This window comes from Sporosarcina saromensis, from assembly GCF_054901285.1.
In genome coordinates this window covers 577,791-592,500 of the sequence record NZ_CM142738.1, presented here as the reverse complement: position 1 = coordinate 592,500, position 14,710 = coordinate 577,791, and the positions used below count along the sequence as shown (strand labels likewise).

Below are 14,710 nucleotides of genomic sequence, written 5' to 3'. Positions count from 1 at the left end.
AAGGCGTAGACGATGGAGAACAGGTTGATATTCCTGTACCACCTCCCCGCCGTTTGAGCAATGGGGGGACGCAGTAGGATAGGGTGAGCGCGCTGTTGGTCATGCGCGTCTAAGCAGTGAGGTGTGGAACGAGGCAAATCCCGTTCCTATAACATTGAGCTGTGATGGCAAGGGGAATTTTTCCCTGGAGTCCCTGATTTCACACTGCCAAGAAAAGCCTCTAGCGAGGCGGGAGGTGCCCGTACCGCAAACCGACACAGGTAGGCGAGGAGAGAATCCTAAGGTGATCGAGAGAACTCTCGTTAAGGAACTCGGCAAAATGACCCCGTAACTTCGGGAGAAGGGGTGCTCTGGTAGGGTGAATAGCCCGAGAGAGCCGCAGTGAATAGGCCCAGGCGACTGTTTAGCAAAAACACAGGTCTCTGCAAAACCGTAAGGTGACGTATAGGGGCTGACGCCTGCCCGGTGCTGGAAGGTTAAGAGGAGAGGTCAGCGCAAGCGAAGCTTTGAATTGAAGCCCCAGTAAACGGCGGCCGTAACTATAACGGTCCTAAGGTAGCGAAATTCCTTGTCGGGTAAGTTCCGACCCGCACGAAAGGCGTAACGATCTGGGCACTGTCTCAACGAGAGACTCGGTGAAATTATAATATGCGTGAAGATGCGCATTACCCGCGACAGGACGGAAAGACCCCGTGGAGCTTTACTGTAGCCTGATATTGAATTCCGGTGCAGCCTGTACAGGATAGGTAGGAGCCTTGGAATCCGGAGCGCCAGCTTCGGAGGAGGCAATGGTGGGATACTACCCTGGCTGTATTGGAATTCTAACCCTTACCCGTGATCCGGGTAGGAGACAGTGTCAGGTGGGCAGTTTGACTGGGGCGGTCGCCTCCTAAAGTGTAACGGAGGCGCCCAAAGGTTCCCTCAGAATGGTTGGACATCATTCGTAGAGTGCAAAGGCATAAGGGAGCTTGACTGCGAGACCTACAAGTCGAGCAGGGTCGAAAGACGGGCTTAGTGATCCGGTGGTTCCGCATGGAAGGGCCATCGCTCAACGGATAAAAGCTACCCCGGGGATAACAGGCTTATCTCCCCCAAGAGTCCACATCGACGGGGAGGTTTGGCACCTCGATGTCGGCTCATCGCATCCTGGGGCTGTAGTCGGTCCCAAGGGTTGGGCTGTTCGCCCATTAAAGCGGTACGCGAGCTGGGTTCAGAACGTCGTGAGACAGTTCGGTCCCTATCCGTCGCGGGCGTAGGAAATTTGAGAGGAGCTGTCCTTAGTACGAGAGGACCGGGATGGACATACCGCTGGTGTACCAGTTGTCTTGCCAAAGGCATCGCTGGGTAGCTATGTATGGACGGGATAAATGCTGAAAGCATCTAAGCATGAAGCCCCCCTCAAGATGAGATTTCCCATTACGCAAGTAAGTAAGATCCTCAAAGATGATGAGGTAGATAGGTCCGGGGTGGAAGCGTGGCGACACGTGCAGCTGACGGATACTAATCGATCGAGGACTTATCCTTTATGTTAATTAAGTATGGTTGAACTTGTGTTTAGCAACAATGTTGGTTTTATTCAGTTTTGAACGAACAAGATTCGTTTAATTGTCTGGTGACGATGGCGAAGAGGTCACACCCGTTCCCATACCGAACACGGAAGTTAAGCTCTTCAGCGCCGATGGTAGTAGGGGGCTTCCCCCTGTGAGAGTAGGACGTCGCCGGGCAAAGGCCATCCCCTGTGGGGGCTGGTTTTTTTGTGTTTTTAGGAGATTTTTAAAACGGCGGTTGAACATGAAGATTATTTCAAAAGGTGGCTGCTTTCTTTAATAGGTTATGAGGCGTTTCGGGCAAGTATGCGGAGATTGGGAAGATTATGCCGCGAATGATGGATTTATGAGCCGTTTGTCGGGAGTATGCCGCGTTTGAGCAGTTTATGCGGCTTTCTATATAAGTAAGAGGTGTTTAGAGGACTTTTGATAGTTCTTCCTCTATAGGTTTCTAGTTTGCGGTTAAAATCTCCACAATAACTCCTTTTAATGTTAAAAGCTATCAGGTGCAATAATAGATCAGGAAACTAGCTACGTTAATAAATTTAATTTGAAGGAATGGAAGAGATCAGCAATAGGACAACTGCCTAATATCTCCACTAGTCTAATGTTTAAATTAGAGGATACTTTCTATAAGGGTTATGAGGCGTTTCGGGCAAGTATGCGGCGATTGGGAAGGTTATGCCGCGAATGATGGATCTATGAGCCGTTTGTCGGTAGTATGCCGCGTTTTGGCGAAATATGCCGCATTTGAACAGTTTATGCGGCTTTCTATATAAGTAAGAGGTGTATAGAGGACTTTTGATAGTTTTTCCTCTATCGTTTATATCTCCACAATAACTCCTTTTAATTGTCAAAAGCTATTAGGTGTAATGATAGATCAAAGGAATGGAATAAAACACCGCAAAATTCGTTGGAACGCGGCATACTTTGCTCAAACGGGGCAAAAGCAAGAGAAACGCGGCATAATGGTGCTCAAACGGGGCAAAAGCAAGAGGAACGCGGCATAATGACCCTCAAACGGGGCAAAAGCAAAAGAAAAACAGCATAACGAGCTCAAACACCGCAAAAGCTATTAAGCCGGGCTAAACAGTAGTTGGAACATAGTCAAAGTCCGGCGTCACTTCAACCGTTTCTACACGAGCACGCAGTTCTTTAGCATCTTTTAACAATTGGTCTGCGACGGCTTCGTAACCGGCAGTTGTGTTTTCGACCCAAAGGCCATATTCGATTTTGTGGTAGCCTGACCAGTCCTCTTCTCCTTTACCGTCGTCTTGTAGGTCTGCAAGGCGCGCATCAATCCGTGGGTCCAAGTCGCCAAAGCTTTCAGCAATCGGTTCAGATCGCTCAAAATACATACGTGCTAACGGATAAATCGATTTCGCTTTTTCCACCTCACCGTTTTTCACAGCCGATACAAATTTCCCTGTTTCGATGACGAATTGATCCATCTGTTCCAATGCGAAGTCTTTATATGCATCTAGTTCTTGTTGCAAATCGATGGAAGTTGTTTCTTGTTTGACGGTTGTATTTGTATCTGAATTTGTACAGCCAGCCATTAACATACCACCAGCTAACAATACAGACATAAGTGATTTTGTTTTCATAGAGATCCTTCTTTCTAAAGTAAATGAATTACTTTATCAATGATAATCATTCTCATTAATTTGTTAATAGAAAATGCAGGAAGAAAGTTGAATTTTTTGCGTCTAGTTCGTAATGATTTAGAATGGACAGAAGGAGGTAAGTAGTAGATGAGAAGACTATTACTAGCAGTACTCGTTTTTGTAGTTATGTTACAAGGTTGTTCAAAAACACAGGTGAATAAAGAGGAGGATGTGCAAATGAATTCATTATTTATCGCTGCAGAGCAGGGTGATTTGCAGGCAGTTAAGCAATTAGTTGATACAGGTGTCGATGTGAATGCGCAGGACGATAAGGGACGGACGGCTCTTATGATAGCAACGTATGCGCGTAATGCGGATGTGGCTAAGGCACTGATTGATGCGGGTGCGGATGTGAATCTACAGGACGATATGAAAAACAGTCCGTTTTTATTTGCAGGCGCTGAAGGAGATATTGAGATATTGAAGCTTACCATTGCTGCAGGGGCAGATCCGACTGTTGTAAATCGGTATGGAGGTACAGCATTGATTCCTGCGGCAGAGCGTGGGCATGTGGAGACAGTCAAGTTGTTGCTGGAGGAGACGACTGTTGATGTGAATCATGTAAACAACTTAGGATGGACAGCGTTAATGGAGGCCGTTATCTTGAATGATGGCAATGAAAAGCAGCAGGAAATTATCACTATTCTTATTGAGCATGGGGCAGACGTTACGATTCCTGATTCAGATGGTGTGACGCCGTTGCAACATGCGAAAGCAAAAGGATTTGTGGAGATTGAGAAGTTACTTCTTGAAGCAGGAGCACAATAAGGTTACATGCATCTCGCGCGGGCACTTGCGCGGGGTTTTTTTGATTATTGACGTTGTAAAACAACTTGGGGTCAATGAAAAGGCTAAGAAACGCATGGTGTTGCTAAACAAGTTGAACTTGGCGAAAGGAGTAACTTTAACGAATTGGTTGCTTAAAAACGAACTTATGACGGTCAAATAATCAGGACGGTTTCAATAATTTTTTGGGCATTCTATTTCTACGGTAAGAATAGGGTATATTGATGACAGGAGGTGGGAAAAGGTGCTTTTCATTAATGTAATCAAGCGATTTTTCAAGGATCGGTTTTTTGACCAGGCCGCACAGACGGCGTATTACTTATTGCTATCCATGTTTCCTTTTCTCATATTTCTTTTCTCCCTCGTTAGCTATTTACCGGTGGATGAAGAGATGTTTCTCGCTTTTATTAAACCGTTTGCGCCAAGTGAAGCGTATTCGATTATTGAGCAAAATGTTCGGGCTATCATTTATAAAGTGCAGGGAAAAGTGTTATATACGAGTCTTGCCATTGCTTTTTGGATTTCATCTGTGGCGGTGCAGTCGTTAGCGCGATCGCTTGATCTGGCCAATGGGTATGTTCGAAAGTATCCGTTTTGGAAAGTGTTGATTCGCGATTTAGGGGTGACGTTTTTATTCATGCTAGTGTTGTCATCTTCATTGTTTTTACCTTTAGTAGAGCGGGCTTTGCGTGAAGTTGTGACGTATTATGATACTGTCGAGCAGTGGCAAGGGTGGTTGTATATTTGGCCGAATGTGAAGTGGGGATTAGGTACGCTGTTTTTATTTCTCTTCTTCCTATTGTTTTACAAAGTTGTTCCGACAGGTAAAATGAAAGTGAAGGAAGTCGTGCCTGGTGCGATTTTTTCTGCGCTCGGTTGGCAGTTATTTTCTCTTGTTTTTGGAAGTTACGTTGCAAATGTCGATTATACAAAAATTTACGGACAGTTATCAGGCATTATTTTACTTGTGTTGTGGTTTTATTTGACCGCAGTGATTTTGATGCTTTCGGGACTGTTGAACTCGGAGTGGCGTAGGTCGTTAAGTAGGAAGGGGAGATGAATGATGCGGATTCTTGTTGTGGATGACGATCCAAATATCGTGGAGCTGGTGACTATCCACTTATCGCAAGCGGGATATGAGGTACTGAAAGCAGCAAATGGTGTAAAGGCACTTGAACTGTTGGAAGAAGATTTGCCGGATTTGGCTGTCGTGGATGTGATGATGCCCGGGATGGATGGGTATGAATTGACGAAAAGACTTCGTGCCGAAGCGGATATCCCGGTTTTATTGCTCACGGCGAAAGGGGAGCTGGAGGATAAAGAAAGGGGCTTCTTGGCGGGTTCGGATGATTATGTTGTAAAGCCGTTTGAACCGAAGGAACTGTTGTTTCGAATCAATGCGATTTTACGTCGGTATGACAAAGCGGTCGATGTGCATATTCAAGTTGGCCCGTTGAAAATTAATCGACAAAGCTATGAAGTATCAATTGGCAGAAAGGTATTGTTGTTGCCATTAAAAGAATTTGAGTTGTTGTCTGTGCTCGCTTCCAAACCGAATCATGTGTTTGAAAGGAATTTCCTCATTGAACGTGTATGGGGGTTTGACTATGAGGGGGATGAACAGACGTTGAATGTACACATTAAACGATTAAGGGATAAGCTGGAAGGTCTTCCTGAAGCGATTAAGATTTCGACGGTGAGGGGCGTCGGCTATAAGCTTGAGGTTTCATCATGAGGTCATTGTATGGGAAGTTTTTGACGTTCACGCTAGGCATTATGATTACGAGCGCGGTTATCGCATTTCTTGCAGTAAATACATATTACCATCAGCAATTAAAAGGGCAGAATGACACGAAGAATATGAACATTGCATTGTCGATTGCATCATATATTGAATCGGATGAACACGGCGATCTACGGAATTATTTTAAGACACAAGCGGATGCGGGATATAAAATCTTTGTTGCTGATGAGCAGGGGAAGGTTATGAAGTTCGGCGCTCCGTTCCGAGTTGAGAATTTGGACAAGCAATCAATTCAAGAAGTACTGGACGGCAAACTGTATCACGGTATGCGTGACTTGAAAACAGAAACATTCATGACCGGTTTCTTTTCAGATGAACTCGCCAATACGGTTGGCGTGCCTTTTACATATGAAGGAACGACGTACGCTCTTTTCATGCGACCGGATATTAAACTATTGTTTACGGAAGTGCATTACTTGTTAGGGGGTATGGTGATCGTCATGGCGATTGTCAGCTTGTTGTCGATGTTAATTGTCGCGAAAAAGTTGATCGAGCCGATTACAAAATTGACGGTCGCTGCGAAAAAGGTTGGGGAGGAGCAATTTTCAGGGACGCTTGATATTAATCGACAAGATGAAATTGGGCAGCTAGCGCAAAGTTTTCAACGGATGACGGAGCGGTTGAGTGAAAATGATCGGATGCGCAAGGAATTCATTAGTGATGTATCTCACGACTTTCAAACACCGCTACTGAATATTAAAGGGTTTGCAGAATTACTTGTGGATGAGGAACTTTCACCTGATAAGCGAAGAAGTTATGCAAAAGTCATTCAATCTGAGACGGAGCGTTTGTCTTCATTGACAAAACAACTATTGTTATTGACTTCTTTAGATCAACTTGAATCTCCGTTAAGACGCAGAGCATTCCGTCTGGATGAACAGGTAAAAGAGATTGTCCGCAAGTTTAGGTGGTTGCTAGAGGAAAAGCAGCTGTCGTTATCGATGGAACTGGATGAAGTGGAGTTTACAGGGGACCCTTCATTTTTGGAAAAAGTGTGGGAGAATCTGTTGTCAAATGCGTTAAAGTATACACAGTCCGATGGGGAGATTGATATTCGACTGACGAGTAAGTTGGATACTGTGGAAGTGCGTATACGTGATACAGGAATGGGTATTGCAGAAGAACATTTAAGTCGGCTCTTTGACCGTTTTTACCGTGTCGATCATTCAAGAACGCGGGACATTGAGGGGACCGGTCTCGGGTTGTCCATCGTCCACCAGGTTGTGCAGCTGCATAAAGGGTCCGTGAAAGTTGAGAGTGAAGAAGGTGTAGGAACGACTTTTACGGTCACACTACCAAACTTGTAATGTGTTGTTCATATTCCGTTCATGTTGGGAATGTATTCTATAGGAAAGACATGAATGAAACAGGAGGAATACGCAATGCAAGAAAAATGGAGTTTACGTTTAATCCGTATTTCAGCGGTTTTTGGTTTAATTGGCGCATTTTTAGGTTCACATATGGCGGGATCAGGATCTTACGCGTTCCGTCCAATACACGCACACATTCTCGTCGTCGGTTGGTTGTCCGTCTTTGCATGGGGTGTATTTTACAAGCTTTATCAAGTACGTGCGAAAAAGTTGGTTGCCGTTCATGGATGGACTGCCATCATCGGTTCCATCGGCTTAACAGCAGGCATGTGGTTCCAATTCATGCAACCATTCGGCCTCAACGAAACCTTTTCTCTAATCTTCTATATTGTTGGTGGAAGCGTATTATTACTCAGCTTCGCCCTCTTCATCCTCGTCACGTTTTTAGTTAAAAAGAACTAAAAAAACGGTGCCTGTCCCCAACACAATTAGGAACACTCTGAATAATTTCGAGGCCCGGCATCAAAATGGACAAAAAACCGACCTTCTCCACTAGGGAGAGGTCGGTTTTTCGTAGGATGGCTTACGTAAATACTAAGTTCAATTTGCCGTTCTCCAATTCAAGGCTTGCGCTGAACTGGTTGCCGTTATTGGCAGTGAAACCTTTGATGACGTTCGTTTTCCCTTTTGTACAGAGTAATTTCACTTGGGCGGGCGTCAGTTTCTTTTTCAGAAATATGCCAGGAAACGTCTGTTTACAGCCGTTTTTATAGTTGTTGCAGCCGTAAAAGGATTTATGCGCAATAATCATCCCTGTTTTACAATGAGGGCAAGGGGCTACTTGGGCTGCTTGGTAGGAACCGCGTGATTTAGATTGCCGTGGCGGTACAAGTGATGCATCGATCGGCGTTGCTTCCAACTGCCGTGGTACTTCTTCCAATAACTTAACAAGGAACTTCTCGATGTTTTCCAGAAAATGTTGTCCGGTTCCTTCGCCATTACCGATTTTTCGCAAGTACGCTTCCCATTTCGCAGTCATCGATGGGCTCGAGAGCAAGTTGCCTTCAATCGCTTGGCAAAGGACACGGCCTTTTGCGGTAATGGAGACGATGTTTTTTGCTACGGTAATATAACCATGCTTTTTGATCGTCTCGATAATCCCGCTTCGTGTCGCTTCAGTGCCCAATCCTTCAATTTCCTTCAAAATATCCGTCTCGTCTTTATCGTCGACAAGCTTCCCGCATGTTTTCATCATCGCAATGAGTTGCCCTTCTGTATACGGCTTCGGTGGCATCGTCTTGCCTTCTTTGATGTCGATCGCACTCTGCACGGATTCCTGATTGCACAGTGGCGGCAAAGAGGGCTCGTCTTTTTCATCTTTCGACCGTTGGAATAAAGCCTTCCACCCTAAATCACGTTCCGTTTTTCCGGTAGTAAAAAACGCTAGTCCATTCACATCCGTCGTTACTTTCGTTTCCGTGTACAAATAATCGGAATGGAACATCGCAAGCGTCGTCCGGACGACTTCTTCATACAAGTTCCTTTCAAGAGGAGACAGGCGTCCAAGCACCGCTTGTGTCGGAATCTTCTTCGTCGGAATGATCGCATAGTGCTCCTGGACTTTCGAACTGTCAACATAGCGCTTTTTCGGTGCAAGAGAGGCAACAGGGAATGAATGGCCAATGAGCTGTTGGTAATCGCCGACCTGGTCCTTCAAGTACGCAAATTCGTTTGGCGTAATATGTCTCGCATCCGTCCGTGGATACGTAACAAGCTTTTTCTCATAAAGCCCTTGCATGATTTTCAATACATCCGCTGGACTCGTCTTCCATCGACGGTTCGCAGTTGCCTGCAAAGTGGATAATGCATGCAATTGAGGTGGCGGCGTCCGTTTATCCGTATGCGTAACAGAGGAAATGACACCGGGTGAATCTGGTCGAATGCCATGACTTCTTAACAACTCTTGAATAATCTCCCGTTTCGGCTCTTTCGCTTTTGCTTTCCCTTTATACGTCCCTTGCTCCGCTGTAAACGTTGCTTCAACTTCAAAAAACGGTTCCGATACAAACGTCTCAATCTCCCGTTGCCGTTGGTAAATCAAGTGCACAGTAGGCGTTTGTACGCGTCCAATCGGAAATACCTCTTCAACGCCCTTTGCTTTTAAAAGCAGCGTATACAGCCGAGATCCATTCATCCCAACGAGCCAATCGCTAATTTGACGGGCTTTTGCTTCCTCATACAACATTAAGTCCTTCCGATTGTCCCGCAAATTCGCAAAACCTTTCCGTACTTCATCCGCTTCCAAGGAGTTGATCCATAGCCGTTTGATCATCTGATTGCGTGCGCCAGTTTGGTAATAAATGCTGTAGAAGATATTTGATCCTTCGCGATCTGTGTCACATGCATTAATCACTGTTGAAGCTGATAAAATAAATTTTTTCACCGCTTGAAACTGTGCATATTTGCCTTTCGCAATTTGAAATTCATAGCGATCGGGTAAAATCGGTAAACTGCCAAGTGTCCACCGATTCCAGCGTGCATCATAGGCTTTAGGCTCTTTTAATTCGACAAGGTGACCGACACCCCAGGTAATAATAGCGCCGTGCGGAAAAAGTTGACTATTGGCAAGTTCAATATGTGTTTTGTGGCGGCTTTTCACCGTGAAAGCTTCCGCATAGGCTTTTGCTTGGGATGGTTTTTCGGCTACAATAACTGGTTTCATAGGAACACCTCTTTTCTTTTTGCGATGATACAGTAGTTCTTATAGTTGAATTATCGCATATACGGAGGTGGTTTCCAAATGCATTATTAAGGCCAATTAAGAACATATATGTTCCTAACAAAGTGATTCACTGATTCTTTTAAAAATAATTCTTTAACATTTTTATTGTGCTTTTCTATAAGGTGATTAGTTGTTAAATCAATTTATGTTATTTTACATTCAGCTGGTAGCCTCTGTATTAATTCTTTAAATTTACTAATAAAGTATACGCTGTTTGGATTTTTATTAAATTTCTCAACTGAAATCTCATAGATTGATATATAGTCTTTAAAATTCATCTCAAAGCCCTTTTCCGAATTCTATGCGTAAATGAATGGCATTAAGGAATCTAAAACCGACAATCGTGACATTTTGTCAGCGGATAAGTAACAATAATCTTGTTCTCCTATTTTTACAATACAAGTATCATTAGAGCATATCCCTCTTGGATTCCTCATGGTTTTCTTTCAATCGATTATTTTCATCAATCAGAATCGCGTTGGCATGGTTTTTTCTAGTTGCAAAAGTTTTTGATTTTTTAATTCAAGAACCACGTCGGCCTGATTCGCAAGGTGTTTACTGTGGGTTACGACAATGACGCATTTTCCTTGCATATGCGCACTCTGCTTTAAAACTCCAATAATATCATCCGCAGTCTCTGCATCTAAGTTACCGGTTGGCTCATCTGCTAAAATGATCGGAACGTCCGTCACTAACGCCCTTGCAATCGCGACACGCTGCTGCTGCCCGCCTGATAGTTGCAAAACATTCCGTTTGATATCCGTTAAATCCAATCCAAAATCTAACAGGATTTGCTTATCAGCCCGTTTGTTGACAAGCTTCAAGTTTTCCAAAGGCGTCATGTAATCAATCAAATTATAATTTTGGAAGACTAGTGAAATTTGGTTTTTCCGGTGATGCCGATAGCCTTTCACCTTAATATCTTCTCCGGTGAATTTCACTTCGCCATATTGTGGCTCATCCAATCCGGCAAGCAACGACAATAATGTCGTTTTGCCGGATCCGGATGTACCAAGGATGGCATAAAACACACCTTTCTCGAATTCCGTGCTTACACTGTTCAATATTTTTTTATTCTTGTTGTTTTTGTATGCATATGAAACATTTTTCAGTTGTAAAATTGCCATGTTCATCTACTCCTAACTCATTTTCGAAAGTATTTCTTTCGGTTTCAACCGAATGATAAAGATGGAAGAGATACTGACTGACAGCAAGATGATCAATCCACCGATGAACCATACATACCCCATTTCAGCGAGTGTAATGGATACATCGATACCGTCCAATGTTTTTGTGAATGTACCCGAATTGGGATCCGCTCCTAGCTGCATCCCTCCAAGATCTTGCTGGGCACTCATTGCACCTACTTCACTAGCCTGTTGAACCATGCTATCCCCAATCTTTTGCGCAATCGCTTGGCCTGAGAAATAGGACAGACCGAAACTAACGACAGCTATAATTACTAATTCAACAACATATTGAGTGATGATGTTTATTTTTGAGACGCCTAATGATAGCAAGACACCTGTTTCATGAATTCTTCCATTCACCCAAAAAGCAAGAACTAACGATAAGATAATTGCGCTGATGACGATAATTCCAATCAGCATCTTATTGATGAGTTCATCCATGCTATCCAAGGAAGCTGTTAACGCCGGATAGTCATTGGAAGACTTTGTGATTTGGTAATTTGACCAATCAATCGGCAGTTTGCCTACCTTGTCAAGTATGGTGGGCAGCTCTTTCGGGTCATTTAGATAGAAGTTGACATTTTGGTAGATGGCCGACGTATCGTTATACCCTCTCAGTAACTTAATTGTTTGCATATCTGAGATGATGGCATTCTCTACTAGTTCATGCTCTGTCGTCGCCCTATCCATATTGCTTCCACTGAACAACCCTATAATTTCAAGCGCCATTTTTTCTTTTGTTACAGCTTCGTTTGGTGGAACCGAAGATAATACACTTGCCTGTACGTAAATTTTATCATGCAGTTTTAGATCGTTCAGTTCTGCAAATTCCTCATGCACTAGCACTTTCTGTGTATCCTCTTTCGTAATATGTCTTCCTTTTGAAAGCGAAAGGACTCCACTGATGAATTTATTATCTAAAGAAGAATCTGTCATTCCTTCCAAGTCGGAGAAGTTCTTATACGCTTCAAGCGACTCATTATACTGGACCCTGGGATTCGTAAGTTTCACTTTTTGTAAATCAATCAGATCGACCTCACCTAGCATCCTTGCATTGACTTCTGTAATTCCGTCAATCGACTTAATCTGTTCGACTGCAGAAGCGGGTACATTCCCCAGGCCACGGCTACCAACTCCCATATTGTTCTGTAAATTATTTTCTAGCGTGAAGCTAGCATTGATCGATTGGTTGAGTTTGCTTCTCGTATCTACAGTCGCCTTTTTAATTGCAATTCCGCTAATTGTCGCAGTGGCGATTCCGAACAGAATGAGGAACATGAGCAGCGACTTGCTCTTTTTTCTTGTGACGTAATACCATGCACGTTTTATCATTGACATTCCAAATGCCTCCTTTGCTTTACAAAACATAGATTACAGATGCAATATGAAACCTATATGAATTCAGGAAAATGAAAAAAGATAGCCTGTAGAGGAATTTTCTACAAAACTATCTTGATCACTTTATTCCTATTGAGTCGGGGGGCATTCAATGATGAATTTCATCCCTATGTCAGTCGGCGTAAAAGAGTGGCGGAGATTTGTATGTGTCAAAATATCTTTTACAATGTACAGGCCTAAACCCGTTCCACCGTCTTTTCGATTCCTGCTGAAGTCTGGTCGGTAAAAAGCTTTAAAAACTTGCGCCAATACTTCCTCTGAAAGTGGCGTGCATTCATTTTCGATGGAAATCTGTCCTTCCGCAATTCGGAGTATGATTCTTTTTCCCCTAGGAGTATAGTTGACGGCATTCGCTAGAAGATTGGAGAATATTTTTCTCAAAGCATTCTTATTCATATAGATGAAGCAAGTATCTTCTATTTGTAGGGTCAATTGGATTTCTTTTGCTTTCGCCAAAATTTTATAGGAATCGACTGTCTCTAATAAAACTTCCCTGACATCTACATTTTCCTTCTGTTCTTCGTGTGAGACGGTCTGCAATTTGCTCGTATTTAATATGTTTTGCACCATTTTGGTGGAATCCATTACCATCTCTTGGGCCTGTCCCAAATAGAAATCCCTGTCCTTGTATTTACCAATTTCATATCTCATGTTCTCCAATAAAACATGTAAGGATGTTAACGGTGTTTTCAATTCATGGGAAGCAGCTCGTAAGAATTCTACTTTTTCTTTTTCCACCTCGCTGATATCATTGAGCTTTTGTTCAAGCGATTCAATCGTATTCCATAAGGTGTCATATAGAGAGTTAATGTTTTCTGCTAACATCCCGATTTCGTCTTCGCTTTCGACAAGGCAATGGCTATCCTTGATTAGTTTTTCCATATCTTTTGTGGCGGACAGGATGTTTTTGATGGGCCTTGTAATGACCGAACTGTAAATATAGGCAGCAATAAGGGAAATGATAAAGCTGATGGCTATCGAATAAGGAAGTAATTTGAAAGCCACTTGCTTCGTCTCATTTACCGGTTGAATGCTTAATAAAAGATGAAATTCATAAGTCAAATAATCTTCATTTTCAAATGTACGCTTCCCAAGGATGACTTGAGGTGACTCTGTTTCGCCTAGTTGAGCTGTATTGATTTCCACCTCTGAAGGGATTTCGAATAGCTCCTCTTCCATTCCAGGGTCGAAGAAAATATCAATAGGTGTAAACCCTTGGTATCTGTAAGCTTTATCGTTAATAAAAAGCGTAATATTCACGTTATGCTGGATCGCATATTGCTCGGCGATTTTCACGGCTTGCGCTTCATTTGTTTTCTCCAATGCGCTCATCAGCTCATTCGCCTTCACATTCACTTCTTCTTTCTTCTGTTCAAGATAAAAAGAGGGGAGCATGACATACATGAGCCCGTGGACGAGCAAGACGATAATGCTCATAATGCCCATCGTGTAGTGGAAGGTCTTCGGAAACAATTTCAGCTTTTTCATACAGATTCCTCATATTTATATCCGACGCCTCTTACGGTTTTTATGCAGTCAAGATGAAGCTTCTTCCTAAGATTCTTAATATACACATCAATGACACGGTCTAGTGGTGCCTCCTCAAAATCCCATAATTTGTCTAAAATTTGCTTGCGCGTAAGGACTTGTCCGGGATGCTCGACCAATAGCTGCAATAACTTAATTTCTTTCGGTTTTACATCGACCGCTTCCTCTTGATAGGTTGCACTAAAGCCGGAGAAATCCACTTTTCCATCCCCATATATCCATAATTCCCTGTTATAATCAGGCCTTCTTCTTCTGAGCAAGGCCTCAATCCGCTTTTCTAGCACGGCAAGGGAAAATGGTTTACTCATATAATCATCCGCTTGTTCCTCGAAGCTCATGATTTGTGTGTACTCGTCGTCCATCGCAGTTAGCATAAGTACCGAAGTCCGGTTTGAATCCCTAATCGTCTTCAGAACGTCAAAGCCGTCCGCTTTTGGAAGCATAATATCTAAAATTACTAAGTCGAAAACCGTGCGGCTAAATTCGTGAATCGCGTCTTCGCCGTCCTCTACAGCCACCACTTCATACCCTTTCACTGTGAGATATTCGGCAATGCCTTCTCGTGTCGTTTCCTCATCTTCTACTAATAAAATCTTTTTTTTCATTGTCGATTCCTCATTTCTGCTGTATTTCGTCAACATCATCATACTATCAATGGATGGTCATTTCATATCAACC

The 14,710-nt window shown here is 43.2% G+C and carries 11 protein-coding genes and 2 rRNA genes (1 of these 13 running past the window's edge); 7 read left to right on the top strand and 6 right to left on the bottom strand.

Features of this window, described 5'->3' with window-relative positions; all coding sequences use genetic code 11:
- Positions 1-1,524: ribosomal RNA gene (locus tag ACVHUV_RS02815) — 23S ribosomal RNA — on the top strand; it begins 1,408 nt to the left of the window's first position.
- Between the two features lie 84 nt (positions 1,525-1,608).
- Positions 1,609-1,724: ribosomal RNA gene (rrf, locus tag ACVHUV_RS02810) — 5S ribosomal RNA — on the top strand.
- A gap of 908 nt (positions 1,725-2,632) precedes the next feature.
- Here rrf and ACVHUV_RS02805 read toward each other — a convergent pair.
- The gene (locus tag ACVHUV_RS02805; protein ID WP_462086068.1) at positions 2,633-3,154 is read right to left on the bottom strand and encodes an imelysin family protein; all 522 of its coding nucleotides are present in this window, start codon (positions 3,152-3,154) and stop codon (positions 2,633-2,635) included.
- A gap of 147 nt (positions 3,155-3,301) precedes the next feature.
- Between ACVHUV_RS02805 and ACVHUV_RS02800 the strand changes: the two genes are divergently transcribed.
- The 5 genes from ACVHUV_RS02800 to ACVHUV_RS02780 all read left to right on the top strand — a co-directional run bounded on the left by ACVHUV_RS02800 (position 3,302) and on the right by ACVHUV_RS02780 (position 7,576).
- A complete protein-coding gene (locus ACVHUV_RS02800; RefSeq protein WP_462086067.1) occupies positions 3,302-3,982 on the top strand; it encodes an ankyrin repeat domain-containing protein in 681 nt (226 codons plus the stop codon).
- A 262-nt stretch (positions 3,983-4,244) separates the two neighbouring features.
- A complete protein-coding gene (locus tag ACVHUV_RS02795) occupies positions 4,245-5,060 on the top strand; it encodes a YihY/virulence factor BrkB family protein (RefSeq protein WP_462086066.1) in 816 nt (271 codons plus the stop codon).
- Between the two features lie 3 nt (positions 5,061-5,063).
- Entirely contained in the window at positions 5,064-5,735 is a 672-nt protein-coding gene (locus ACVHUV_RS02790; protein WP_462086845.1) for a response regulator, read from the top strand.
- A complete protein-coding gene (locus ACVHUV_RS02785) occupies positions 5,732-7,111 on the top strand; it encodes a sensor histidine kinase (protein ID WP_462086065.1) in 1,380 nt (459 codons plus the stop codon). The genes ACVHUV_RS02790 and ACVHUV_RS02785 overlap by 4 nt, the downstream gene beginning before the upstream one ends.
- A 75-nt stretch (positions 7,112-7,186) precedes the next feature.
- Positions 7,187-7,576 carry a hypothetical protein gene (locus ACVHUV_RS02780; RefSeq protein WP_462086064.1) on the top strand — a complete coding sequence of 130 codons (390 nt, stop codon included), beginning with the start codon at positions 7,187-7,189 and terminating at the stop codon, positions 7,574-7,576.
- Between the two features lie 121 nt (positions 7,577-7,697).
- Here the strand turns inward: ACVHUV_RS02780 and ACVHUV_RS02775 are convergent, their stop codons facing one another.
- From ACVHUV_RS02775 to ACVHUV_RS02755, 5 genes are all read right to left on the bottom strand, one after another.
- On the bottom strand, positions 7,698-9,836 hold the full coding sequence (locus ACVHUV_RS02775; protein WP_462086063.1) for a type IA DNA topoisomerase: 2,139 nt from the start codon (positions 9,834-9,836) through the stop codon (positions 7,698-7,700).
- A gap of 527 nt (positions 9,837-10,363) precedes the next feature.
- Positions 10,364-11,023: an ATP-binding cassette domain-containing protein gene (locus ACVHUV_RS02770; RefSeq protein ID WP_085427813.1), complete on the bottom strand. Its 660-nt coding sequence runs from the start codon at positions 11,021-11,023 to the stop codon at positions 10,364-10,366.
- A 12-nt stretch (positions 11,024-11,035) separates the two neighbouring features.
- Positions 11,036-12,424 carry an FtsX-like permease family protein gene (locus ACVHUV_RS02765; RefSeq protein WP_371391262.1) on the bottom strand — a complete coding sequence of 463 codons (1,389 nt, stop codon included), beginning with the start codon at positions 12,422-12,424 and terminating at the stop codon, positions 11,036-11,038.
- 129 nt (positions 12,425-12,553) lie between these two features.
- Entirely contained in the window at positions 12,554-13,972 is a 1,419-nt protein-coding gene (locus ACVHUV_RS02760; RefSeq protein ID WP_462086062.1) for a sensor histidine kinase, read from the bottom strand.
- On the bottom strand, positions 13,969-14,637 hold the full coding sequence (locus ACVHUV_RS02755) for a response regulator transcription factor (RefSeq protein ID WP_371391264.1): 669 nt from the start codon (positions 14,635-14,637) through the stop codon (positions 13,969-13,971). Before ACVHUV_RS02755 ends, ACVHUV_RS02760 begins: the two co-directional genes overlap by 4 nt.
- Positions 14,638-14,710: the final 73 nt, after the last annotated feature.